Origin of the sequence: Micromonospora sp. NPDC048930, from assembly GCF_043197935.1 — a bacterium.
In the GTDB taxonomy this organism is placed as follows: Bacteria; Actinomycetota; Actinomycetes; order Mycobacteriales; family Micromonosporaceae; genus Micromonospora.
In genome coordinates this window covers 50,517-73,792 of the sequence record NZ_JBICUB010000016.1, presented here as the reverse complement: position 1 = coordinate 73,792, position 23,276 = coordinate 50,517, and the positions used below count along the sequence as shown (strand labels likewise).

The window sequence follows — 23,276 nt, the reverse complement described above, 5'->3', positions numbered from 1 at the left end:
AGTCCGAGCCGGCTTGCTAATACGTATTAGCATCGACGTTTCTCGAATGTTGCGCGTCCGGGGAGCCCCCTGTCAAGAGGCCGCCCGATTCGTCCGGCGTCCCACCCGCCTCTGTGGACCCGCACCCCGGCCCCACCGGGGCCGGCTGTCGCTAATGCGCATTACTCCAGGAAGTTCACTCCCCCGAAATCTTCGTCATCCTCTTGACACGGGGTTGGTCCACCCGCCAGGCTCCTTCCCAACCCAGAGCGCTAATACGCATTAGCCGCACCGGAAGGACCCGCCGTGACCGCTCCCCCCAGACGCGTCACCCAACGTGACATCGCGCGGATGGCCGGCGTCAGTCAGGCGACGGTGTCGCTGGTCCTCAACAACCGGACCGACGCCGAGGTCCGCATTGCCCCGGAGACCCGGGACCGGGTGTTGCGGGTCATCGCCGAGACCGGGTACGCCGCCGACCCGGTGGCCCGCCGCCTCGCCTCACGGTTCAACCGGATCATCGGCGTCTTCACGTACGAGCCGGCCTTCCCCAGCGGCAGCCGGGACTTCTTCCACCCGTTCCTGCTCGGCATCGAGGAGTACGCCGAGCGGGTCGGCTGCGACCTGCTGCTGTTCACCAGCGCCCCGGTGGTGGACGGCCGGCGGCGCATCTTCCACCAGGACAACCGGCTGCGGCTGGCCGACGGGTGCATCCTGCTCGGACGCGAGATCGACGGCGCGGAGCTGCACCGGCTCAACCGCGACGGATTTCCGTACGTCGCTGTCGGACGCCGCGACGACGCCGGCGGACCGGTGCCCTATGTCGGCGCCGACTACGCCGCGGCGGTGGCCCGGCTGGTCGAGCTGGCGTTGCGGCGCGGTCACCGGCGCCTGACGTACGTGGGCATGGGCATGACCGCCGAATCCTCCGAGGACCGGCGCCGTGGCTTCCTGGCCGCCGCGACGACCGCGGCGAGCGCCCGCCAGGTGTCCGCGGTGGCCGGAGAGGCCGACGCGTGCCTCGACGACCTGCTGGCCGACGGGACCACCGCCGCCTTCGTGGAGGACTTCGCCACGGCGGTGGCGCTGGAGTCGGCCGCTCGTCGGCGTGGGCTGACCGTGCCCGGCGACCTGTCGATCGTGACCCTCGGCGACCCGACGTCCCCGGTCCCCACCGACAGCGCGTTCACCGGGTTCCGCATTCCCCGCGAGGAGATGGGCCGGCAGGCGGTCGAGGTGCTGACCGGCGTCATCGACGGCAGCGGAGCCGGCCTCCAGCAGCGACTTCTTCCCTGCGAACTCGTCGAGGGCGACACCCTCGGCACCCCTGATCCGGCGGTCGACCGGCGCTGAACGGTCGCCCGCGCAACTGGAAGGAAGCAAGTGGTACAGATGCGTGCGGACGTCCTCGTCGTCGGGGGCGGACTGGGCGGGGTCGCCGCGGCGCTCGCCGCGGCCCGGGCCGGCCGGTCCGTCATCCTGACCGAGGAGTTCGACTGGCTCGGCGGGCAGCTCACCAGCCAGGCGGTGCCGCCGGACGAGCACTCCTGGATCGAGCAGTTCGGCGCCACCGCCAGCTACCGGGCCCTGCGCAACGGCATCCGCGACTACTACCGTCGCCACTACCCCCTGACCGAGCGCTCCCGGGCCTGGACCGACCTCAACCCGGGGGCCGGCTGGGTGAGCCGGATCTGCCATGAGCCCCGCGTCGCCGTCGCCGTCCTCGAGGAGATGCTCGCGCCGTATCGGGGATCGGGACGGCTGACCGTGCTCCAGCCGTACCGGCCGGTCGCCGCCGAGACCGACGGGGACCGGGTCACCGGTGTCACCCTCGCGCACCGGGACCGGGACGACCGGATCGACGTGGTGGCGCCGTACATCCTGGACGCCACCGAGACCGGTGAGCTGCTACCGCTGACCGGCACCGAGTACGTCACCGGGTTCGAGTCGCAGGCCGAGACCGGTGAGCCGAGCGCACCGGCCGAGGCGCAGCCGATGAACATGCAGGCCGTCTCGGTCTGCTTCGCCCTCGACCACGTCGACGGCGACCACACCATCGACCGCCCCGCCGGGTACGACTTCTGGCGCGACTACAAGCCCGACTTCTGGGGTGACCGGCTGCTGTCCTGGAAGTCGCCGCACCCGCGCACGCTGGAGATCGTCGAGCGCAGCTTCACCCCCAACCCCGACGACGACCCGTTGAGCGTCAACGCCGACCAGCGCGTCAACCCGGGTGACGGCAATCTGTGGACGTTCCGGCGGATCGCCGCCCGGCGCAACTTCACCGACGGGGCGTACGGCAGCGACATCACGCTGGTCAACTGGCCGATGATCGACTACTTCGAGGGGCCGGTCATCGACGTGCCCAACGCGTCGTGGCACCTGGCCAAGGCCCGCGAGCTGTCGTACTCGGTGCTCTACTGGCTGCAGACGGAGGCGCCCCGGCCGGACGGCGGCACCGGCTTCCCCGGCCTGCGGCTGCGCGGCGACGTGACCGGCAGCCGGGACGGCCTGGCGCAGGCCCCCTACATCCGGGAATCACGCCGGATCCGCGCCGAGTACACGGTGGTGGAGCAGGACCTCTCCCTCGCGGTGCGGGGCGAGCACGGTGCGGTGCACTACCCCGACTCCGTCGGCGTGGGGATGTACCGCATCGACCTGCATCCGTCCACCGGTGGCGACAACTACATCGACGTCGGCTCCTGCCCGTTCGAGATTCCGCTCGGGGCGCTGATCCCGCGGCGGATGGAGAACCTGCTGCCGGCCGGAAAGAACATCGGTACCACGCACATCACCAACGGCAGCTACCGGCTGCACCCCGTCGAATGGAACGTCGGCGAGGTGGCCGGCCTGCTGGCCGACTTCTGTCTGGCGCGGGGCGAGTCTCCGCGCGCGGTCCGCGGCACCCCCCGCCTGCTGGCCGAGTTCACCGACCGCGTCTCGGCCGCCGGCGTGGAACGCCGCTGGCCGCAGATCGCGGGCTACTGAAACCCCCGGTGAGGAGAAGATAGTGAAACCACGAAAGGGTTTGGCTGTTGCCGCCGCGGCACTGGCCGGCGTCCTCGCCCTGTCCGCCTGCGGTGGCGGCGAGGCGGAGGACAAGGGCCCGGCCAGTCTGCGGATGACCGTCTGGTCGGCCAACGAGGCGCACCTGAAGCTGTTCAACGAGATCGCCGACGAGTACCGCAAGAGCCACCCGGACGTCGCGGAGATCAAGTTCGATCCGCTGCCGTTCGAGAACTACACCACCACCCTGACCACCCAGATCGCCGGCGGGAACGCGCCCGACCTCGCGTGGGTGTTCGAGAACTCCGCCCCCGACTTCGTCGCCTCGGGCGCGCTGCTGCCCCTCGACGAGACGCTCAAGAAGACCGAGGGATACCAGTACGACGACCTCTCCCCCGCCACCCTCAAGCTCTGGCAGACCGACGGGAAGCTGTACGCGTACCCCTTCTCCACCTCGCCGTTCGGGGTCTTCGTCAACACCGACATGGTCAAGAAGGCCGGGCAGAAGACCCCCGCCGAACTGATCGCGGCCGGGCAGTGGACCTGGGACAACGCCCTGGCCACCGCCGCGGCGACGGCGGCGAAGTCCGGCAAGGCCGGCCTGGTCATCCGGGACTTCGACTACAAGGGCTGGGACAACCTGTCCACCTTCTGGACCGGGTGGGGCGCCCGGGCATGGAGCGAGGACGGCAGGACCTGCGGCTTCAACAGCCCCGAGATGGTCGACGCGATGACCACCCTGCACAAGGCCACCTTCACCCAGAAGGCGCTGCCCGGCCCGGGTACGACCGCCGACTTCTTCGCCGGTGACGCCGCCATGACGATCACCCAGATCTCCCGCGCCTCGTTGCTGAAGGACGACGGCTTCGCCTGGGACCTGGTCCCCCTGCCGGCGGGCCCGAAGGGACCGTACGCGGTGGTCGGCCAGGCCGGCATCGGGGTGATGAAGAAGAGCCCGCACGCCCAGCAGGCGGCCGACTTCCTGGCCTTCCTCACCAACCCCACCAACTCGGCGAAGCTCGCGCAGTTCTTCCCGCCGCCCCGCCAGTCCCAGCTGAACGCCGAGACCCTGGCCAAGACGAACCCCAAGCTGAAGCCGGAGCAGCTGCAGAAGGTGGTCATCGACGGCATCACCAGCGGCGTGGTCAAGCCCAGCCACGCCGGGCAGGCCGAGCTGAGCCAGCAGGTCCGCGCCGGCCTGGACCCGCTGTGGCAGCCGAACGCGGACGTCAAGGCCGTACTCGACAGCCTCTGCGCCAAGATCCAGCCGCTGCTGGCGAAGTAAGGCCAACGATCATGACCCAGACGGACACCAGGGTGGGCCCGGCAGCCGCCGGGCCCGCCCCGGGCCCGGCCCGGCCGTTCTGGACCAGCCGCCGCCGGGACCAGCTCACCGGTTACCTGTTCATCGCCCCGCAGCTGCTCGGCAGCGCCGTCTTCGTGATCCTGCCGCTGGTCCTCGTGGTCTGGTACAGCCTGCACGAGTGGAACGTGCTCGCCGGGACGTTCGACTTCGTCGGGACCGACAACTACGCGGCGCTCGCCGATGATCCCAACCTGGGCGCGGTGCTGCGGGCCACCGGGCTGTTCTCCGTCGGCCTGGTGGTGCTCAACCTCGGCCTGGCGTTGCTGCTGGCCGTCCTGCTCAACCAGAAGCTGCGGGGCACGATCCTGTTTCGTACCCTGTTCTTCTCCCCCGTGGTGGTCTCGCTGGTGGCCTGGACCATCGTCTGGGGCTTCCTGCTGCAGGACAACGGCGGGATCAACGGCCTGCTCGACACGGTCGGCGTGGACGGGCCGAACTGGCTGCGCGGCGAGGGCACCGCGATGGTGTCGGTCATCGTCGTGCAGGTGTTCAAGAACGTCGGCCTGAACATGGTGCTGTTCCTGGCCGCGCTGCAGGGCGTGCCGGCGGAGCTGTACGAGGCCGCGGAGGTGGACGGGGCGAGCCGGATGCGCCAGTTCTGGCGGATCACCGTACCGCTGATCAGCCCGACGATCCTGCTCACGTCGATCATCACGGTGGTCGGGTCGCTGCAGGTCTTCGCGCAGATCGCGGTGCTCACCCAGGGCGGACCCGGCACCTCGACCACGGTGCTCGTCTACTACCTCTACCAGCAGGCCTTCCAGTTCCATCACTTCGGCTACGGCGCGACGCTGTCGATCCTGCTGTTCGGCATCGTGCTCGCGCTGACCGTGCTGCAGTGGCAGATGCGCAAGAGGTGGGTCTTCCATGAGTCGTGACCTGTCGCGACGGGCCAAGCTGGTGCTCTACGGGGCGCTGCTGGTCCTGGCCATCCCGTTCGTCTTCCCGACCTGGTGGATGGTCACCTCGTCGCTGAAGCCGGTGGCGGACATCTTCTCCTTCCCGCCGCAGCTGCTGCCGACCAACCCGCGGCTCGACGCGTACCGGCGGGTGTTCGAGTTGCAGCCGTTCGGGCAGCAGTACCTGAACAGCCTCTACATCGCGCTGGTGGTCACGGTCGGCACGCTGGCCGTGTCGGCGCTGGCCGGGTACGCGTTCGCGCGGATCCGGTTCCGGGGCCAGAACCTGTTGTTCCTGGTCGTCCTCGCGGGCCTGCTCATCCCCAGCGAGGTGACGATCGTGCCGCTGTTCCAGATGTTCTTCAAGCTCGGGCTGATCAACACCCACTGGCCGCTGATCCTGGTGCCGATCTTCGGCGCGCCGAGCGTGCTGGCGACGTTCATCATGCGGCAGTTCTTCATCAGCCTCCCCGGTGAGCTGGAGGAGGCGGCTCGGGTCGACGGGCTGGGTCGCTTCGCCACCTTCTGGCGGATCGCGCTGCCGCTGTCGCGGCCCGCACTGGGCGCGGTGGCCATCTTCACCTTCCTGCACAGCTGGAACCTCTACCTGGAACCGGTCGTGTTCCTCTCCTCGCCGGAGAAGTTCACCCTGCCGCAGGCGCTCACCCAGTTCGTCGACGCGTACGGCGGCCCGATGTGGGACGTGCAGCTGGCCGCGGCCTCGATGACCGCACTGCCGGTCCTGCTGGTCTTCGTCATCGCGCAGAAGCAGTTCGTCGAGGGCCTCGCGCACACGGGCCTCAAGGGATGACGGCACCGGTGATCGGTGTCGATATCGGCGGCACCAAGACGGCCGCCGCGCTGGTCGGCCCGGGCGGACAGGTGCTGGAGCGCCGGGAGGCGCCCACCCCCGCCCGGTCCGGTCCCGACGCGGTGCTGGACACCGCCGCCCGGCTGGCCGCCGACCTGCTCGGCGGGGCCGGCACCGGGCCGGTGGGGGTGGGCACCGCCGGCACGGTCGACCCGGCGACCGGCAGCATCCGGTACGCCACCGACAGCCTGCCCGGCTGGACCGGCACCCCGGTCGCCGACGCGCTGGCCGTACGGCTGGATCGACCGGTGCGGGTCACCAACGACGTGAACGCCGCGGCGCTGGGCGAGTGCTGGGCCGGCGCCGGCCGGGACCGTGCGCATGTGCTGCTGGTCGCCGTCGGCACCGGGCTGGGCGGGACGGTCGTCCGGAACGGCCGCGTCGAGGCCGGTGCGCGCGGCGCCGCCGGCGAGGTCGGGCACCTGCCGGCCCCGGGTGCCGAACGGCTGCGCTGCGGGTGCGGCCGGTACGGGCACCTGGAGGCCATCGCCTCGGGCACCGGGCTGGCCGCGGCGTACGCCATCGCGACCGGTGCCCGGATCACCGGGCGGGCCGTGGCGGACCGGGCGGCGGCCGGGGACCGGGTCGCCCGGCAGGTCGTGGACCGGGCCGGCACCATCCTCGGCGCGACCCTGGCGGGACTGGTGGCCCTGCTCGACCCGGAGGTCGTCCTGGTGGCCGGCGGGGCGGCCGGCGCCCTGCTGCCCGCCGCGTCGGCCGCCTACTGGGCGGAGCTGCCCGCGGGCTGGGCCGACGTGCCGCTGCTGGCCGCCACGCTGGGCGCCGACGCCGTCGTCGTCGGCGCGGCGCGGCTCGCCATGGATGGACCCGACATCGATGGAGGGATCAGCGGGTGAGTGTGCTCGACGACCTGGCCGGCGGGCTGGTGGTGTCCTGCCAGCCGCTGCCCGACGAGCCGGACGACCCGATGCGCGACCCGTACGTCCAGGCCCGGGTGGCGGCCGCCGTGGTCCGCGGCGGCGCGGTCGCGGTCCGCGTCAACGGACCCGACGACGTCGCGGCGGTACGCGCCGCGGTCGACGTGCCGGTGATCGGGCTGTACAAGCACGGCACGCAGGACGTGTTCATCACCCCGACCGCGGCCCACGCGCTGGAGGTGGCGCGGGCCGGGTCGCACATCGTCGCGGTCGACGCCACCGACCGTCCCCGGCCGGACGGGCGCACCTTCGCCGACACGGTGCGGGCGATCCGGGAACGGACCGACGCGCTGGTCCTGGCCGACGTCTCCACCGCGGCCGAGGGCGTCGCCGCCGTCGAGGCCGGCGCGGACGCGGTCGCCACCACGCTGTCCGGTTACACCCCGGCCAGCCCACCGACTGACGGGCCCGACCTCGGGCTCGTGGCGCGACTCGCCGCACTGCTGCCCGTGCCGGTGCTCGCCGAAGGGCGGTACCGCACCACGGAACAGATCGGCCGCGCCTTCGCGGCCGGTGCGCACGCGGTGGTGATGGGCAACGCCGTCACCTCACCGCTGTGGATCACCCGCCGGCTCGTGCCGGCCACCCCCCGCGCGGCGAGCGCCCCGGAAGAGAGGAAGTGCAGATGAGACGACGTACCCTGCTGGCCGCCGGCGTGGCCGGCTTGGCGGCCACGGCCGTCGGCCGGCCCGCCTTCGCCGGGCCCGGCGCCCGGCAGCTGACCGTGGCGCTGGTGCCGTTGGACGACCGGCCGGTCAACACCTACTGCCCGCAGATGACCGCGGCGAGCGCCGGCGCCCGGGTGCAGCTGCCGCCCCGGGACCTGCTGGGCCGCTTCTTCACGCCCGGCGACGGGGCCGCCATCGCCCGCTGGCTCGGCGCCACCGACGGCGTCGACGGGTACGTGATCTCGGTCAGCATGCTGGCCTACGGCGGTCTGATCGCCTCCCGCACCGCCGCCCCGACCCTGGCCGCCGCGCTGGCGAACCTGGCCGCGATCCGGGACCTGCGCGCGGCCCGGCCCGGGGTGGTGATCGAGGTGCACGACACCATCCAGCGGCTGGCCGTCACCAGCACCGGCACCGACCTGGACAAGTATCGCGACCTGCTGGTCCAGTGGGCGAAGCTCTACGACCAGGTGGTCAACCTGGGACAGGAGGAGCTGCGGGCCCAGCTCGACGCCGTCCGGGCGCGGATCCCGGACCAGGTCGTCGAGGACTACCTGGCCGCACGCGCGCGCAACCACCAGGTCAACCGGCTGATGGTCGAGTGGGTCGCCGACGGCACGATCAGCCACCTGGTGCTCTCCGAGGACGACACCGCGCCGGTCGGCCTGGCCCGGGCGGAGCGGGTGGAGCTGGAGGCGCTGGTGGCCCGGCTCGGCGTCGGCGACCGGGTGGAGATCTTCCCCGGCGCCGACGAGGTCGACGCGCTGCTGGTCGCGCGGGTGATCGCGGCCGGCACCGCGCCCACGTACCGGGTGGAGTACGCCGGCGTCTCGGGCGAGGGCTGGACCGCCCAGCTGGAGGGCATCCCGTTCGCGGAGAACATCCGTCGGCACGTGGCCACGGTGGGCGGACGGGTGGTGGACGGCGACGCCGACATCGTGCTCGCCGTGAACACCCCCTCGGCGGCGTCCGGACAGCGGGCGGCTGACCTGGACGCCTTCGTCGGGCGGATCGGCGACCTGCTGGCCGCCGGCACGCCGGTGATCGTGGTGGACCCGCTGATCGTGAACAAGGCGGACCACGAACTGGTCGCGCGGATGGAGAACCGGCTGGACCTCGCGGTGCTGCTGTCGTACTCGGCGTGGAACACCGGCGGCAACGCGCTCGGTCTGGCGCTCGGGCACGGCACCGCCCGCTGGGCGTACCTTCGCTCCGCCGGACGCGGTTTCGGCGTGCCGGACCTGCGCGGACCCGGCCTAGCGCACGCCGAGTACCTGCTCTACCGGTTCGTCAAGGACGACCCGTGGAAGAACATCGTGCAGGTCGAGGCGTACGCGCACGCCCGGGCGCAGGGCTGGGACCCGCTCGCGCTCACCGCCGCGCAGAAGAGCTACTTCGACGGCTGGGTACGCGACCGGCTGGTGCCGTTGACCGAGCGGTACTTCGCCGACCATTTCGCCGGGCACCGCGTCGTCCTGGGCGCGCGGGGCGAGCAGACGTTCACCGCGACGCTGGCGCGCGTCGAGTCGGTGCGTGTGGAGTTGCCGTGGGACCGGCTCTTCGAGGTGATCCTGGAGCCGCGGCTGCAGCTGTCCTGACAAGCTGGCTCAGCCGTCGACCTAACAGGTGGTGACGCTTACCTATCGGTCGTTGCCGACTTCCACCAGGCCGCATTCGTAGCCGAGGATGACCGCCTGCACCCGGTCCCGCAGCCCCAGCTTCGCCAGGATCCGGCCGAGGTGGGTCTTGACCGTGCTCTCGGAGACGAAGAGCGCCACCGCGATTTCCGCGTTCGACAGCCCTCGCGCGACCAGGGTCAGCACCTCGCGCTCGCGCTCGGTCAGCGCCGCCAGCCGGGCGTTCGCCTCCGGCCGGGGCGGGGTCTTGCCGAGGAAGTGCGCGAAGAGGCGGCGGGTGACGCTGGGGGCGGCCACCGCCTCACCGGCGGCCACCACCCGTACGGCGGAGATCAGGTCGGCGGCGAGCGCGTCCTTGAGCAGGAAGCCACTGGCTCCGGCGCGAAGCCCGGCCAGCACGTACTCGTCCAGGTCGAAGGTGGTCAGGATGAGCACGCGGGCCGCGTGGGGGCCGAGGCGGATGCGGCGGGTGGCCTCGATGCCGTTCAGGCCCGGCATCCGCACGTCCATCAGGACCACGTCGGGCCGGCTGCGGGCCACCACGGCCAAGGCCTGCGACCCATCGGCGGCCTCCCCGACCACCTCTATGTCGCCGGTCTCCTCCAGCACCAGCCGGAACCCGGTGCGCACCAGCGTCTGATCGTCGACCAGCACGACCCGAATGCTCATCGCGGTACCGACGGAAGCTCGCGCGCTTGCAGCGGCAACGTCGCGCACAGCCGGAACCCGCCGCCGTCGCCCCGGCCGGTCTCCAGGTTGCCCCCCAGCATGGCGACGCGCTCGGCGATGCCGCGCAACCCGTTGCCGCGTCCGTCCGCCCCGTCCGCCACGCCGGTGCCGTCGTCGGTCACCTCCAGCCGGAGCCGTCCGGGTTCGAATGCCAGCCGCAGCACCGCGCCGGCGCCGGGGCCCGCGTGCTTCAGCGTGTTCGTCAGGGCCTCCTGCACGATCCGGTACGCGGACAGGTCGACCGCTGCGGGCACCGCGGCGGGCGCCCCGCCGACGTGCAGCTCGATCCGCATTCCGGTGGACCGCAGCTGATCGATCAGCGCGGGCAGCGCGCCGAGGCCCGGCAGCGGGGTGAGTCGCGCGTCCTCGGCCGGGTCGGTGCGCCCGGCGGCGAGCAGCCGGCGCATCTCGGCCAGCGAGGCCCGTCCGGTGGTGATCACGTGCTGCAGCGCGGTGGCGGCGAGGTCCGGATGCCGGTCCAGCGCGGCGGACGCGCCCTGTGCCTGCACCACCATCACAGAAATCCCGTGGGCCACCACGTCGTGCAGCTCCCGGGTGATCCGGGCGCGCTCAGCCGCGACCGCCAGCGCCGCCCGTTGCCGCTCCTCCCGGGCCAGGTCGGCGGTCCGCTGCTCGACCGCGGCGAGGTGCGCGCGCCGGCTGCGCATCGCGTCACCGACCGCGTACGCCGCGACCAGCAGCAGCCACAGCTCCATGACTCCCTGGCCCACATCGGCCAGTCTGTCGACCGAGATCACCGAAGCCGGTGCCGGTGCCAGCGCCGGCTTGACCACCTTCCCCGAAGCCCTCTCGACCTGCTCCTGCACGACCTGCTTGTTGGCGAACTCCTGCCGTTCGGCATAGATCCGGCCGCTCAGCATCGTCGCGTAGGTCAGGAGCATGGCGAGCGCCAGCACGGCGAGCGAGAGCCGCCGGTTCCGGGCCATCGCGGCCACGGTGTACAGCACCAGCGGAAGCGCCAGATCGAGCAGCCGGAACTTGGCGTCGATGAACAGGTGGCCGAACGCCCCGGCGCCGGCAAAAACCAGGGCCAGTGGCGGGTGGTGTTGTCTGATCAGCAGGCCGACAATGATCAGTGCGGCGAACATCCACCACAGTTGGCCCGCCGGGAGATCATTCTTCTTCAGGTACTCCGCCGCGGCGTCCGGGTTCGTCCTGGCGAGGAACTCCGTCACCAACCCGGGACCGACGGTCAGCACGACCAGCACCAGCGCCAGGGCGGCGTCGGTCAGGAAGTGGCGCGGCACGAACCGGGGCACTCTCCCATGGTAGGGAGCGGAGGCCCCGGCAGCGTCCGACTCAGGTGCTACGTCCGCGGTACCGGCGGCGCGCGAATGACCGACTCCGGTCCGACGAGTTGAGTCGCTGCGACGGCCACCGTTGAGCCATGACCAGAACAATGTCCACAGTGTTCCTCACCGTACTGCTCGCGGTCGGGGCCGCCGGATGCGACACCGGCGGTGCTGCCTCCGGGGCGTCGAGCCCGTCGGCCTCCCCCTCGGTGAGCCGGCAGCAGCTCCTCGCCCTCGGCCAGGAGTGGGTCCAGTGCATCCGCGACCACGGCCTGACCCGGATGCCGGACGCGGACCTCAGCCCGGACGGATACCTCCAATTTCCGCCACAGGGCGGATACAACTGGAAGGCGGACCTGCGAAACCATCCGGGGGCCATCGAGGCGTGCCAGTCGATCGAGGAGCGTTACCCCCCAACGGCGTTCCGCCCCAAGCAACAGTTCTCGGCCGACGACCTACGCAAGCTCGGCGAGTACGCCAAGTGCATCCGTGAGCATGGCGTCCCTGAGTTCCCCGACCCGAACGCCGCCGGCGAATTCGACTTCGCCGGAACCCCGCTGGCGAACGCCGAGCCGCCGCAGATGAGGGCTGCTACCGAGGCGTGCCGGCAGATCTGGAGCGGCGATGTCCGCATCCAGAACGGCCCCGGCGGAGGCAAGAAGTGAACCGCCGGCGCGGGACCGGCACGGTGCTTGCGGTTGTGGTGGCCGCGCCGCTCGCCGCCGGAGTGGCCTACGCCGCCCGCCCGAAGGGGAACGCCCCCGACACACCCGCCGCCGCGGTTGCCGTCGGAACGGCCAAGGTTACCCGGGGCACGCTCACCGAACGCGTCCAGGTCAGCGGCGTCCTCGGCTACGCCGGCGCCTACACGATCGACCATCACGGCGCGCCGGGCGTACTGACTGCGGGGCCCGACTCGGGCGACACGATCGGCCGCGGCGGCATCCTCTACCGCGTCGCCAACGCGCCGGTCCGTCTCCTGCTGGGGAGCGTCCCTGCCTACCGCGACTTCGGGTCCGGGATGAGCAACGGCCCCGACGTGCTCCAACTCGAACGCAACCTGGTCGCCATGGGCTTCGACCCGCACCACCGGATCACCGTCGACCGGCATTTCTCCGCCGCCACCGCCGCGGCGATCCGTCGCTGGGAGGCGTCCTGGGGACGGCCGGCGTACCAGCGCACGGGGCGGCTCAGCGAGGGTGAGATCGTCTTCCTGCCCACCCCGCTGCGCGTGACCCAGCCGCAGATCCGGGTCGGCGGGACCGTCGGGCCCGGGACGACGGTGCTCACCGGAACATCGACGAGCCGGGCGGTGACGGCACAACTGGACACCGGGCAGCGCAGCAGCGTACACACCGGCGACCAGGTCGAGGTCGGCCTGCCGGACGCCGACCCGATCCCCGGTCGGGTCACCGCCGTCGGCGACGTGGCGACGGCGCCGTCGGGTGACGCGGGCAACGGCCCGCAGCAGCCGGGGAACCCGGACACGGCGACCGTCCCGCTCACCATCGCGGTCCGCCTGCCCCGCGGCTCCGGCCTGGACCAGGCACCGGTGACCGTCACCATCACCACCGGCACCCGCCGCGACGTCCTGCTCGTCCCGATCGCCGCACTGCTCGCCCGGCCCGGCGGCGGCTACCAGGTCCGCCTGGCCGGCGGGGGCGCGGTCCGGGTGGAACCGGGCAGCTTCGACGAGAGCACCGGCCAGGTGGAGATCGTCCGCGGCCTCACCGCCGGCCAGACCGTGGAGGTGCCGGCGCAATGACCGCCGTCCTGGAGCTGATCGACACGCGCAAGGTCTACCCCGGCAGGCCGCCGGTCGAATCGCTGCGCGGCGTCACCCTCACCGTGCACAGCGGCGAGCTGGTCGCCGTCGCGGGCCCGTCGGGCTCCGGCAAGACCACGCTGCTCAACCTCGCCGCCGGCCTGGACCGCCCGTCCAGCGGCTCGGTACGCATCGCCGGCCACCCGGTCGAGAAGCTGCGCGACGCGCAGCTCTCCGGCGTGCGTGCGCACCTCCTCGGGGTCGTCTTCCAGCAGTTCTTCCTGCTGGAACGGTTGAGCGCGGCAGAGAACGTGGCGACCGGCCTGCTCTACCGCGGGGTGCCGGCCGCCGAACGCCGGCGGGCGGCCCACGCCGCATGCGAGCGGGTCGGCCTCGCCCACCGCGCCGACTTCCCCGCCGCACATCTGTCCGGCGGCGAACGGCAACGGGTGGCGATCGCCCGCGCGCTGGTCGGCCGCCCTGCCGTGGTGCTCGCCGACGAGCCCACCGGCAACCTCGACTCGGTCACCGGCACCGAGATCGTCGAACTGCTGCGCGAGCTCAACGACGACGGAGTCACCATCGTGGTGATCACGCACGACGAGCGGATCGCCGCAGCGATGCGGCGCCGCATCCGGTTGCGGGACGGCCTGGTGGTCGCGGACAGCGGGGGTGCGTCGTGAGGTCCCGCCTGCGCGTCGCCGACCTGCTGCCGGTGAGCACCACAGGCCTTCGGTCGCGGCCCGGCCGGGCGGCCCTGTCCATCCTCGGGGTGGCGATCGGGATCGCGGCCATGGTGGCCGTGCTCGGCGTCACCCGGTCCAGCCAGGCCGACGTGCTCGCCCGCATCGACCGGGTCGGCACCAACCTGCTCACCGTGGCCAACGGCAAGACCATCCGCGGGGACGAGGCCGAGCTGCCGGTCACCGCGGGCACGGCGGTGGCGCGTACCGATGGCGTGCTCACCTCGGCGGCGACCGCGACCCTCGACGTACGGGTCTACCGCAACGACCGGATGCCGCCCGGGCGGACCGGCGGGCTGTCGGTGCGGGTCGCCGACCCGGCGCTGCTCGCCACGCTGGACGGCACCCTGGTGGACGGCCGCTTCCTGGACGCGGCGCTGGCCCGTTATCCGGCGGTGGTGCTCGGCCACTACGCCGCCACGACGCTGGGCATCCGCGACGTCACCGGCCACCCGCAGGTCTACCTCGGCCACCGCTGGTACACCGTGGTGGGCATCATGACGCCGGTCGAACTGGCGCCCGAGCTGGACGCGTCGGCGCTGATCGGCGCACCGGTGGCGGCCACCCAGTTCGGGTACGACGGCAGACCGACCCGGATCTTCGTGCGGGCACGGACCGAGCGCACCGACGAGGTGGCCGGCCTGCTGGGGCGGGCGGCCAACCCGGCCCACCCCGAGGAGGTCGCCGTGAGCCGGCCGTCGGAGGCGCTCACCGCCCGGCTCGCGGTCACCGGCGGAGCGACCGTTCTGCTGCTCGGTCTCGGCGCGGTGGCTCTGCTGGTGGGCGGCATCGGCATCGCCAACGTACTGGTGATCTCGGTCCTGGAACGGCGCGGCGAGATCGGGCTACGCCGGGCGCTCGGCGCCACCCGGCGGCACGTCGCGGCCCAGTTCCTGGTCGAGTCGCTGCTGCTGGGCGCGGGCGGTGGCGGGGCGGGGGTGTTGCTGGGCACCGCGGTCACGTACGTGATGGCCGTTGTCCGCGGCTGGCAGACGCTCGTGCCGGTTGCCGCGATCGGCGCGGGGCTGGCCTCGGCCATCCTCATCGGCGGGCTGGCGGGCGTCTACCCGGCTCTGCGAGCCGCCCGTCTCTCCCCGGCCACGGCGCTGCGCACGGCATGAGTGCGAGCGCCCTGGCCGGCCGGGGCAGCACGGATCCGGGCCGCCAGTGCCCGAAAGGCAACGCGACGGTCCGGATCCGCAGAGCACCGCTCCTCATCAGTCCCCGACCGGCCCTCCCGACCGCCGTCCGAGCACCATCGGCGGGTACGCGCTAGCGTCCGGGTATGAGTGACACACCGCTGTCCGATGTCATGGCGGAGCATGCGGAGACCAGGACCCCGGAGAGCTACGAGCGTTTCCTCACCCTGTTCCGGGCTTCTGTCATCGGCATCGTGGCCACCGGGACAGCCTCGCAGGATCCGCAGGGCCAGCTCAGGACCGACGGCAACTTTGGGGCGGGCGGGACCACTCACGGCGACGGTCGTCGACGCATACTGGCCTACGCGGACCCCGAGGCAGCCCTACGCAACTTCGGTCCCCGATTCAACGCCGGCCTGTCCGGCGAGGTTCTCCTGCAGATGGCCGCGGCCGACCCCGAGTGTGAAGGCATCCTTGTCAACAGCGCCACCCAGGAAATCAGCCTGATCATCGGCAAACCAACCGTCCGCTCCCTCCTGGCGCCCACCACGACGGAAGCGCCGGGCCGCCGGCGCTGGTGGAATCGGCGTTAGCCGCGCCTGTACTGCATCGGCCCCTCGCGGCTGGAGCGAACGTCGGACGGGAGGTGTCGTGGTGGCGGAGACCGACGTCCGGCGTGCCGCCCGCGGTGTTGACCGGTTCGGGATCGCCTGGCGTGCCACCGCGCCGTACCGGCCGTTGATGGTGCTGATGCTGGTCAGCTCGACGGCGTCGTTCGCGGCGCTCGGCGCTCTGTCATTGTTCGCCCGGGACGAGCTGGGCGCCTCGGACACCATGGTGACGGTCAATTTCGTCGTCGTCGCGCTGGCGAGCATGGCGGTGATGCTCGCAACGGGGCACGTCTCGGACCGTGGTGGCGTCCGGCGAGTGATCATTCCAGCGAGCCTGGCGTGGCTGGGCATCGGCTACGCGATCCTGGCGAGCGTGCGCTCGTACCCGGCGATGCTCGCCGTCGGGGTCGTCTTCTTCTGCGCGGTCGGCGTGCCCAACGCGCAGTTGATGGCCTACGCGCGTGACCTCGTCGAACGCCGAGAAGGCAGCGCCACCTCCACCGCGGTGATCGCCATGATGCGCATCGTGTTGTCCATCGGTTCGTTCACCGGATTCGGCATCGGCGGCCTCGGCCTGGCCTATTCCGGGGCACGTCCGCTGTTCCGGGTCGTGGCCGTCGTCTGCCTCGGCTGTCTAGCGCTGTCGGGGTACCTGCTGCGCGGGCGCGGCGCCGTTACCACCGCGGCGCCACAGCCCATGGAAGAGAACACCGACGGCGGGCACCACGTCCGGGACAGGACAGTCGGTGGTCAACGGCCACTGCTGATCCTCGTGGTCGTCATGGTGCTGTTCTCCAGCGGACGCGTCATGCTGCTGTCCCAGCTACCGATCCTGATGACCGTGTCCCTGCACGGACGGGTGCAACTGACCGGATTCGCGCTCGCGCTGCCGCCACTGTGTGAACTGGTCCTCATGCCGGCGATGGCGTTTGCGGCCGTGCGCTGGGGACGCGGCACGGTGTTCCTGGTGGGCGCCGCCGCCAGCGTGGTCTACTACGGCGGCCTGGTCGTGGTCGGCACACCGGGGCTGCTGATGCTGCTGCAGGTCGTCTACGCGGTTTTCGGCGCCGCCACGGTCATCGCCGGCATCGACCTCGCCCAGCGGTTGATGGCGGGTCGTGCCGGCATGGCGACGTCGATATACCTCAGCCACGAGAACGTGGCGACCGTCAACGGAAGTCTCGTGGCCACGGTGTCCGTTGCCACGCTGGGACACCAGATCGGCTTCCTCGTGCCGGCGGCGCTGTGCCTGGTGGCCTTCGCCCTCAGCGCCTGGGCGTTCACCCGGCACCCGGACACGTTCGACCTTCGCCGCAGGCCACCGAGCGGACAGCGGCCTCGGACACCCGCCGGGACGGCCTGACCTCACCGGCCGAACATGCCGGTCCCGTGCCACCCGGTGGGGATCCGCGTCCCGGCCGGGGTACCTCAGCCGCGTCGGGCGCGGAGCTCGTCGACCAGATCGGCCCTGGTTAAATCCCTGGTCGCCTCGTAGGCGTATCACCGATGATGGCGCCATGGCCACGACAGCTGAGATGTTCACCGACGGGGCGCTCGATGGCCACTTGGGTGGCAATGCCGCCTCGATCCGGGCGACGGCGCATGCCCTGTCGAAGGTCGAGTCCGCGGTGGCCGTGGTGCTCGTCGAGGGCATCAGCGACCAGATCGCGCTGGAAACGGCCGCGGTGGGCCGCGGCCGGGATCTCGAGGCGGAGCGGGTCGTGATCGTGCCGATCGGCGGGGCGCACGCGATCGGCCGCTTCCTGACGAGGCTGGGCGCGGAGGGCACCCGGGTGCGACTTGCCGGTCTGTGTGACCTGCGTGAGGAGGAGGTATTCCGGCGCGCACTGGAGGTGACCCGTGTCGGCTCACCCCGCACCCGTAGGGACATGGAGCGCCTCGGGTTCTACGTCTGCGTCAAGGATCTGGAGGACGAGCTGATCCGTGCCCTGGGCACCGCACGGGTCGAAGAGCTCTTCGACTCGCAGGACGACCTCCGGTCGTTCCGTTCGTTCCAGAGCCAGCCTGCGTGGCGCGGCCGGGAGCCCGAAGCGCAGATGTGGCGGTTCCTGCGCAGCAGTTCGCGCCGTAACCAGCGCTACGCACGCCTGCTCGTCGAGGCGGCAGTTGGCCGGGGCGCCTTGCCGCGGCCGCTCGATGCGCTGCTCACCACCGTGTGACCCACCGAAGGTCAAGCCCTCTGCCAGGATCAGCGCATGGCAAACGTCTGGTCCGGAGTCACGATCGACTGCCTTGACCCCGAGCGGGTGGCCCGATTCTGGAGCGCCCTGCTCGGTCGCGAGCCCGGACCGTCCCAGGAGGGCTGGGTCTACCTCGGCGAGCGAGGTGACCCGCAGCCGCGGCTGGTGTTCCAGCCGGTGCCCGAGCCCCAAACCGGCAAGGTGCGGATTCACCTCGACATCTCCGTCGACGACATCGACGAGGCCATGACGGCGGTCGTCGATCTCGGTGGCCGGTTCACCGGTGAGCGGCACGACTACGAGGAGGGCGTGGTCGTCGTCATGGCCGACCCCGAGGACCACGAGTTCTGCCTGGTCGAGTACTACGGCTAATGATCGAGCAAGGGCCGCGACCGATGAGCACGCCCGACGGCGAAGAGCTCTTTCCCCATCATGATCATTCCCGTAACGTCCGGTACCGGTGCCGCGCAGCATGGCGGGGCGCCACGGCATCGACCAGCAGAGCGCATCAGGAGAACGATGAGACGTCTCGTCGCCGTCGGGGCCGCCGTACTCGGCTTCGCCCTCTTCACCGGCACCGCGGCACACGCCGCCGTGCCACCGGAATTCGGCTCGGACTGGGCTGACCCCCGTACGGCGGATCAGCCCGTCCCGAAGCCGCCCACCCCGTCCTGCACCGTCACCATCGTCGACCACGAGTTCCGGGACTTCAGCCCGTACACCGGCACGTACACCCCGCCGGCCGGCTGCGTCGGGCCGTGGAACAAGGTCGTGCTGCGGATGGAGACCTCCATCGCCGGCCGGCAGTACGACCGCCTCGGCTCGCTGCGGGTCGGAGACGTGACCATCTTCAAGACCTCCACCGCCGAGCCGTCCGTCGACGGCATCCACTGGAGCGTCGAGAGTGACGTCACCCGGTACGCCCCGCTCCTCACCCGTCAGCAGCCGGTCTGGATGCTGATCGGCAACGTCGTCAACGAGACGTACACGGGGATCCTGGACACCACCGTCGAGTTGACGTTCTACCAGGCCACGAAGGACTACCCGGCGGCGGAGACCTCCGACGACGTACTGCCGCTCGCCGACGCCGCCCAGGCCGGCGGCGAACTGCACGGCACCGTCACGGTGGCCCGCAACACCGAGCGACTGGTCGCGGAGGTGTACGCCACCGGCTCCGGCGGCGGCTGCGAGGAGTTCTGGTACGGCACCACGCCGCCCGACACCGGCTACTCCTGCGCCACCGCGGCCGACGGGCCGTACCGGGAGGTGCAGGTGCTGATCGACGACCAGGTCGCCGGCATCGCCGCACCGTACCCGTACATCTACACCGGCGGCTGGTCCAACCCGTTCCTCTGGTACGTGCTCCCCGCGCCGCGCGCCTTCCAGATCCAAGCCATCCGGTACGACCTGACCCCGTTCGTGGGGCTGCTCACCGACGGTGCGCCGCACCGGGTGCGGGTGCGGACGATCGGGGTGCCGGCCGGCCAGTCGGGCTGGGACACGCCGACGAACTTCCTGGTGTGGCGGGACCACGGCAGCACGCAGACCACCGGCGGCCTGCTGAGCCACCAGCTTGACGCGCTGCGCAACGACGTGACCAGCTACGTCGAGGGCGACACGCACCACGTTGACGTCGACGCGGCGCACCGGTTCCGTACGGTCGGCTGGCTCGACACCTCGCACGGCCGGGTGGTGACCACCGTCGAGCAGGCCCTGACCAACCAGAACGAGCACTACTGGGGACCGGGCGAGAGCCCGGACGCCCAGCACGCGGTCTGGACCGACACCTCGACGGTGACGGTGTCCGGGCAGGGGTCGTCGCCGCGGGTCAACCGCAGCGCGAAGCGGTTCACCGTCGACGGTGGGATCACGATCGACGGTGACCGGCTGACCACCCGCATGACGCTCGGCGACTACGCCGATCAGACAACCGCCGGCACCGCGCAGGCGCCGTGGAGCCGGCTGGCGAACACGTTCACCGGTTCGGCGTCCTGGACACTGGGCGTACCGCGCGAGGAGCGGCACGCGGTCGGCGAGTCCGAGCAGCGGTACCGGCTGACCGGCCCGGACGGTGCCTGCTACGACCACCGGCTCGCCCAGCGCAACGGGTTCATCACGGCCGACGACCTGCTCTGCTGACGGTCACGCCGAGAGCGGGCGGGGGCGATGGTCGCCCCCGCCCGCTATCCGTTTTTACCGGCCCGGGCGTCGTTGACCGTCCGGCCTCGCGGACCTCGTCAGCGCGTCCACACGGACGCGTGGTGCCCGCTGTCGAGGGGCCGATTGCGGAAGGCATCCAGATGGGAGAACGGGGTAAGGAGAAGCGGCGGACGCGGCCGTGTGGGGACGGCCTGACGCACAGCGAAAGGAGACCGGCCAGTTGCTCTCGCCCGGCGCACCCGCTCGTGACCTCGGCTACCAGCCCGCCCTGGACGGCGTCCGCGCCTTGGCGATCATCGGCGTGCTGCTGCTGCACCTCAGCCTCTGGGGTGCCGTGCCGCGCGTCACCCCTGGTGGCCACCTGGGCGTCGCCGTGTTCTTCGTGCTCTCGGGGTACCTGATCACCAGGCTGTTGATGGACGAGCACGTCCGGAGCGGCAGGGTGGACATGTCCGCGTTCTACGCCCGCCGGGCCGCCCGGTTGCTGCCGGCGCTGCTGTTGCTGCTCGTGGTCCACACCCTCGTCTGGGGTACGCAGCGGCCGTCCTGGACCATCGCCCTCCAGATCGCGGTGGGACTCTGCTACCTCACGAGCCTGGTGCACCCGGTGATCTTCGACGTCGGCGGGCTGAGTTGGACCTGGTCGCTGTCGGTCGAGGAGCACTTCTACCTGTTCTGGCCCGCGGTGCTGCGGCGGGCACTCGCCGAGCCGCGGGGGCGGACCATCGCCATGTGGTGCTGCGGCGGGATGATCGCCGTCGCCGTCACGCTGCGCGCGCTGCTGAACGACTCCGCCACCTGGCACGACTTCGTCTACTACTCGACGCCCGCGCGGATGGACGCGCTGGCCGTCGGGTGCCTGGCGGCGCTGGCCACGCACGGGCGGCGGCTGACGGTTCCGGTGCCGCTGGCCTGGGCCGCGTTCGGCTTGCTGGTGGTCTCCTACTTCGTGCCGGCCCTCGGTCAGGGGACCAGGGTGATGAACCTGCTCGGGCTGCCCCTGCTGTCGGTGGCGACCGTGGTGCTCATCCTCGGCCTCGTCGGGCGTCCCGACCGTGGACCCGCGCGACTGCTCTCGGCCCGGCCCCTCGTGCACATCGGCAAGATCTCCTACGGGCTGTACCTGTGGAATCTGCTGGCCGGGCAGAGCATGCGGATGGTGTTCGGTGAGTCACGGACCGGTTGGCTCGGGACGGTCCTCGGTCTCGCGCTGACCCTCGTGGCCGTCGAGCTGTCGTACTGGTGCCTGGAGCGACCCGTGCTGCGGTGGACCCGGCACCGGCTCGCGGCGCGGCGGCAGCCGGCGCACCGAGTGGTCATCCCGCGGCAGCCCGGGGTGGAGCGGCGGACGCCCCAACCGGCCGTCACCCCGGCGACGATCGGTGCCGGCCAGTACGAGCCCACCCCTGTCGGCGGCCGCCGATAACGTCACCGTGACGACGACGGGCGGGACCCGCGGGTCGCCGGCCGTTCAGTACCCTCGGATCATGTCGGATGTCCGGGTCTCGGCCGAGGCTCCGCGGATGCTGCTGCACTCGCTGGCGCGCCTCGGCGCCGATCCCATGCGGCTGGCGCGAGAGGTCGGTCTCGACCTGAGCCAGCTCAAGGTGCCCGGATGGGTCAGTGCCGAGCGCGTGTACGCACTCTGGGGCCGCTCCGAGCGCCTCCTGGACGATCCGCTGGTCGGGGCACACGTCGGTTTCGGCCACGAGGTCGGCATGCTCGGCCTCCAGGACTCGCTCTACCTGACTTCCGATACGCTCGGCGAGGCGATCGAGGTCACGCTGCGTCACCTGGCCTCGCTGTCCCGCGTGGGCGGGGCGACGCTGATCGACAACGGCAGCCTCGTCACCCTGACCACGCATGTGCCGCCGGACCACGCCGCCATGACCAGCCTGCAGTCGGCGAGCTTCGGCGTCGCCTACCAGATCGCGATGGCCCAGCGCGCCACCGGGACCCGCGTCACGCCGTACAGTGTCGGCTTCATGCAGCCCGCGCCCCGGTGGCACCGTCCGCTGGCCGATGCATTGGGCGTGGAAGAAATCCGGTTCGGCGAGCCGACCAACACGGTGACCTTCCGTAAGGCGGATCTCGCCACCCGCATCCTCAGCGCCGATCCGGTGCTTGCCGCAGTGCTGCGCCGGCACGCCACCGGGCGGATCCAGACATTCCCCGCCGTCGACGAGCAGACGGCGGCGCTGGAGTCGGTGCGGCGGTGGCTCCCCCGCGCACTGGCCGACGGCGAGGTGAGTCTGACCGCGGCGGCGAAGCACATGCACGTCAGCGCCCGTACGCTGCAGCAGCGACTGCGCTCGGCCGGCACGACCTGGCGTACCGAGGTGGACGCGGCCCGGGCAGCACTCGCGGCGGAACTGCTGGGCGACAGCGCGATGCCGATCGCTTCGATCGCCGCCCGACTGGGGTACTCGGACGTACGCGCCTTCCGGCGAGCGTTCCACCGCCGGCATGGCAGCAGCCCCACAGAGTACCGGCGAGCCGCGTCGTAGTCTTGCGCCTTCGGCCCCCCGCACCGGCGCGAACTGTCCTCCCGCCGTGACGATCATGCCGCGAAGATTTCCGGCATGAGGACCATCACCACCGAGATCGAAATCGAGGCGGCCCCCGCCGCCGTGTGGGCGGTGCTGACTGACGTCGCCGCCTATCCGGAATGGAACCCCTTCCTGCGGGAGGCAACCGGCCGGCTGGCCGTGGGCGAGCGGCCGACTTTCCGCGCCCATCCCCCGGGCTCCAGCCCGTTCTCGCTCAAGCCACGGGTTCTGGCCATGACACCACCGCACGAGCTGCGCTGGATCGGTCGGCTGCTGATGCCCGGAGTGTTCGACGGGGAGCACACCTTCACCCTGACCGCCACCTCGGACGGCCACACCCGGCTCGTGCAGGCCGAGCGGTTCACCGGGATCCTGGTGCCTTTCACCGGCAGACTGCTGAACAACACGCAGGCGGGCTTCGTCGCACTGAACGAGGCCCTCAAGAAGCGGGTGGAAGGGTTAACAACTGCTCGCGGTTGAGTGGTCTCTAGCGTCCTTTCCAACGGTGAAGGGCGCGACGTCGGTGGTCGACGCTGTGGCCCGGCGAAGTCGACGCGATCCTCGCCGCCCCCGCTGATCGGTGTGAGCAGGCCGCGCGGGGACAGGCGGCCGGACGGCCATCCCCCGTCGCCCAGCCTCACCCTCGGATGTCTGCGGCCGCGTCCACCTGCGGTCTTCGGACGGCCACCCGCCGGCCATCTC

At 71.6% G+C, this 23,276-nt stretch carries 22 protein-coding genes; 20 read left to right on the top strand and 2 right to left on the bottom strand.

Annotated elements, in window-relative coordinates; all coding sequences use genetic code 11:
• Positions 1-285: 285 nt before the first annotated feature.
• From ACGFI9_RS30735 to ACGFI9_RS30700, 8 genes are read left to right on the top strand one after another with little or no spacing between them, the layout of a single operon-like run.
• A complete protein-coding gene (locus ACGFI9_RS30735) occupies positions 286-1,332 on the top strand; it encodes a LacI family DNA-binding transcriptional regulator (RefSeq protein WP_393183495.1) in 1,047 nt (348 codons plus the stop codon).
• Between the two features lie 39 nt (positions 1,333-1,371).
• The gene (locus ACGFI9_RS30730) at positions 1,372-2,967 is read left to right on the top strand and encodes an FAD-dependent oxidoreductase (RefSeq protein WP_393183494.1); all 1,596 of its coding nucleotides are present in this window, start codon (positions 1,372-1,374) and stop codon (positions 2,965-2,967) included.
• Between the two features lie 22 nt (positions 2,968-2,989).
• Complete coding sequence (locus tag ACGFI9_RS30725; RefSeq protein ID WP_393183493.1) at positions 2,990-4,270, top strand: ABC transporter substrate-binding protein; 1,281 nt, start codon at positions 2,990-2,992, stop codon at positions 4,268-4,270.
• Positions 4,271-4,281: 11 nt separating this feature from the next.
• A complete protein-coding gene (locus ACGFI9_RS30720) occupies positions 4,282-5,229 on the top strand; it encodes a carbohydrate ABC transporter permease (protein ID WP_393183491.1) in 948 nt (315 codons plus the stop codon).
• Positions 5,219-6,061 carry a carbohydrate ABC transporter permease gene (locus ACGFI9_RS30715; protein WP_393183490.1) on the top strand — a complete coding sequence of 281 codons (843 nt, stop codon included), beginning with the start codon at positions 5,219-5,221 and terminating at the stop codon, positions 6,059-6,061. The genes ACGFI9_RS30720 and ACGFI9_RS30715 overlap by 11 nt, the downstream gene beginning before the upstream one ends.
• 8 nt (positions 6,062-6,069) lie before the next feature.
• The gene (locus ACGFI9_RS30710) at positions 6,070-6,978 is read left to right on the top strand and encodes an ROK family protein (RefSeq protein WP_393183489.1); all 909 of its coding nucleotides are present in this window, start codon (positions 6,070-6,072) and stop codon (positions 6,976-6,978) included.
• Positions 6,975-7,688 carry an N-acetylmannosamine-6-phosphate 2-epimerase gene (locus ACGFI9_RS30705; protein ID WP_393183487.1) on the top strand — a complete coding sequence of 238 codons (714 nt, stop codon included), beginning with the start codon at positions 6,975-6,977 and terminating at the stop codon, positions 7,686-7,688. The genes ACGFI9_RS30710 and ACGFI9_RS30705 overlap by 4 nt, the downstream gene beginning before the upstream one ends.
• The gene (locus ACGFI9_RS30700; RefSeq protein WP_393183485.1) at positions 7,685-9,325 is read left to right on the top strand and encodes a DUF4127 family protein; all 1,641 of its coding nucleotides are present in this window, start codon (positions 7,685-7,687) and stop codon (positions 9,323-9,325) included. The genes ACGFI9_RS30705 and ACGFI9_RS30700 overlap by 4 nt, the downstream gene beginning before the upstream one ends.
• Positions 9,326-9,367: 42 nt before the next feature.
• Here ACGFI9_RS30700 and ACGFI9_RS30695 read toward each other — a convergent pair whose 3' ends face one another.
• Both ACGFI9_RS30695 and ACGFI9_RS30690 read right to left on the bottom strand, forming a co-directional pair.
• Positions 9,368-10,033 (bottom strand): response regulator, encoded by a 666-nt coding sequence (locus ACGFI9_RS30695; protein WP_393183483.1) that lies wholly within the window; start codon positions 10,031-10,033, stop codon positions 9,368-9,370.
• A complete protein-coding gene (locus tag ACGFI9_RS30690) occupies positions 10,030-11,373 on the bottom strand; it encodes a sensor histidine kinase (RefSeq protein WP_393183481.1) in 1,344 nt (447 codons plus the stop codon). Before ACGFI9_RS30690 ends, ACGFI9_RS30695 begins: the two co-directional genes overlap by 4 nt.
• Before the next feature lie 128 nt (positions 11,374-11,501).
• Between ACGFI9_RS30690 and ACGFI9_RS30685 the strand changes: the two genes are divergently transcribed.
• The 12 genes from ACGFI9_RS30685 to ACGFI9_RS30630 all read left to right on the top strand — a co-directional run bounded on the left by ACGFI9_RS30685 (position 11,502) and on the right by ACGFI9_RS30630 (position 23,054).
• Positions 11,502-12,071: a hypothetical protein gene (locus tag ACGFI9_RS30685; RefSeq protein WP_393183480.1), complete on the top strand. Its 570-nt coding sequence runs from the start codon at positions 11,502-11,504 to the stop codon at positions 12,069-12,071.
• Between the two features lie 23 nt (positions 12,072-12,094).
• Positions 12,095-13,171, top strand: a complete 1,077-nt coding sequence (locus ACGFI9_RS30680) for an efflux RND transporter periplasmic adaptor subunit (protein WP_393183478.1) — start codon at positions 12,095-12,097, stop codon at positions 13,169-13,171.
• Positions 13,168-13,854, top strand: coding sequence for an ABC transporter ATP-binding protein (locus ACGFI9_RS30675; protein WP_393183476.1), 687 nt, complete (start codon positions 13,168-13,170; stop codon positions 13,852-13,854). The genes ACGFI9_RS30680 and ACGFI9_RS30675 overlap by 4 nt, the downstream gene beginning before the upstream one ends.
• Entirely contained in the window at positions 13,851-15,035 is a 1,185-nt protein-coding gene (locus tag ACGFI9_RS30670; protein WP_393183474.1) for an ABC transporter permease, read from the top strand. The genes ACGFI9_RS30675 and ACGFI9_RS30670 overlap by 4 nt, the downstream gene beginning before the upstream one ends.
• Before the next feature lie 164 nt (positions 15,036-15,199).
• Positions 15,200-15,646 carry a hypothetical protein gene (locus ACGFI9_RS30665; RefSeq protein WP_393183472.1) on the top strand — a complete coding sequence of 149 codons (447 nt, stop codon included), beginning with the start codon at positions 15,200-15,202 and terminating at the stop codon, positions 15,644-15,646.
• 61 nt (positions 15,647-15,707) lie between these two features.
• Complete coding sequence (locus ACGFI9_RS30660) at positions 15,708-17,027, top strand: MFS transporter (RefSeq protein WP_393183471.1); 1,320 nt, start codon at positions 15,708-15,710, stop codon at positions 17,025-17,027.
• A gap of 154 nt (positions 17,028-17,181) precedes the next feature.
• Positions 17,182-17,844, top strand: a complete 663-nt coding sequence (locus tag ACGFI9_RS30655; RefSeq protein ID WP_393183470.1) for a TOPRIM nucleotidyl transferase/hydrolase domain-containing protein — start codon at positions 17,182-17,184, stop codon at positions 17,842-17,844.
• Positions 17,845-17,880: 36 nt separating this feature from the next.
• Entirely contained in the window at positions 17,881-18,237 is a 357-nt protein-coding gene (locus tag ACGFI9_RS30650) for a VOC family protein (RefSeq protein ID WP_393183468.1), read from the top strand.
• A 147-nt stretch (positions 18,238-18,384) separates the two neighbouring features.
• Positions 18,385-20,004: a peptide-N4-asparagine amidase gene (locus ACGFI9_RS30645; RefSeq protein WP_393183466.1), complete on the top strand. Its 1,620-nt coding sequence runs from the start codon at positions 18,385-18,387 to the stop codon at positions 20,002-20,004.
• A 241-nt stretch (positions 20,005-20,245) separates the two neighbouring features.
• Positions 20,246-21,451 carry an acyltransferase family protein gene (locus ACGFI9_RS30640; protein ID WP_393183464.1) on the top strand — a complete coding sequence of 402 codons (1,206 nt, stop codon included), beginning with the start codon at positions 20,246-20,248 and terminating at the stop codon, positions 21,449-21,451.
• 61 nt (positions 21,452-21,512) lie between these two features.
• Positions 21,513-22,532 (top strand): AraC family transcriptional regulator ligand-binding domain-containing protein, encoded by a 1,020-nt coding sequence (locus tag ACGFI9_RS30635; protein ID WP_393183462.1) that lies wholly within the window; start codon positions 21,513-21,515, stop codon positions 22,530-22,532.
• 75 nt (positions 22,533-22,607) lie between these two features.
• A complete protein-coding gene (locus tag ACGFI9_RS30630) occupies positions 22,608-23,054 on the top strand; it encodes an SRPBCC family protein (protein WP_393183460.1) in 447 nt (148 codons plus the stop codon).
• Positions 23,055-23,276 lie beyond the last annotated feature (222 nt).

Coding starts and splice junctions, on each gene's coding strand:
- ACGFI9_RS30730 (WP_393183494.1), top strand. CDS start 1,372: ATGCGTGCGGACGTCCTCGTCGTCGGGGGCGGACTGGGCGGGGTCGCC.
- ACGFI9_RS30720 (WP_393183491.1), top strand. CDS start 4,282: ATGACCCAGACGGACACCAGGGTGGGCCCGGCAGCCGCCGGGCCCGCC.
- ACGFI9_RS30715 (WP_393183490.1), top strand. CDS start 5,219: ATGAGTCGTGACCTGTCGCGACGGGCCAAGCTGGTGCTCTACGGGGCG.
- ACGFI9_RS30700 (WP_393183485.1), top strand. CDS start 7,685: ATGAGACGACGTACCCTGCTGGCCGCCGGCGTGGCCGGCTTGGCGGCC.
- ACGFI9_RS30695 (WP_393183483.1), bottom strand. CDS start 10,033: ATGAGCATTCGGGTCGTGCTGGTCGACGATCAGACGCTGGTGCGCACC.
- ACGFI9_RS30685 (WP_393183480.1), top strand. CDS start 11,502: ATGACCAGAACAATGTCCACAGTGTTCCTCACCGTACTGCTCGCGGTC.
- ACGFI9_RS30675 (WP_393183476.1), top strand. CDS start 13,168: ATGACCGCCGTCCTGGAGCTGATCGACACGCGCAAGGTCTACCCCGGC.
- ACGFI9_RS30665 (WP_393183472.1), top strand. CDS start 15,200: ATGAGTGACACACCGCTGTCCGATGTCATGGCGGAGCATGCGGAGACC.
- ACGFI9_RS30655 (WP_393183470.1), top strand. CDS start 17,182: ATGGCCACGACAGCTGAGATGTTCACCGACGGGGCGCTCGATGGCCAC.
- ACGFI9_RS30650 (WP_393183468.1), top strand. CDS start 17,881: ATGGCAAACGTCTGGTCCGGAGTCACGATCGACTGCCTTGACCCCGAG.
- ACGFI9_RS30645 (WP_393183466.1), top strand. CDS start 18,385: ATGAGACGTCTCGTCGCCGTCGGGGCCGCCGTACTCGGCTTCGCCCTC.
- ACGFI9_RS30635 (WP_393183462.1), top strand. CDS start 21,513: ATGTCGGATGTCCGGGTCTCGGCCGAGGCTCCGCGGATGCTGCTGCAC.
- ACGFI9_RS30630 (WP_393183460.1), top strand. CDS start 22,608: ATGAGGACCATCACCACCGAGATCGAAATCGAGGCGGCCCCCGCCGCC.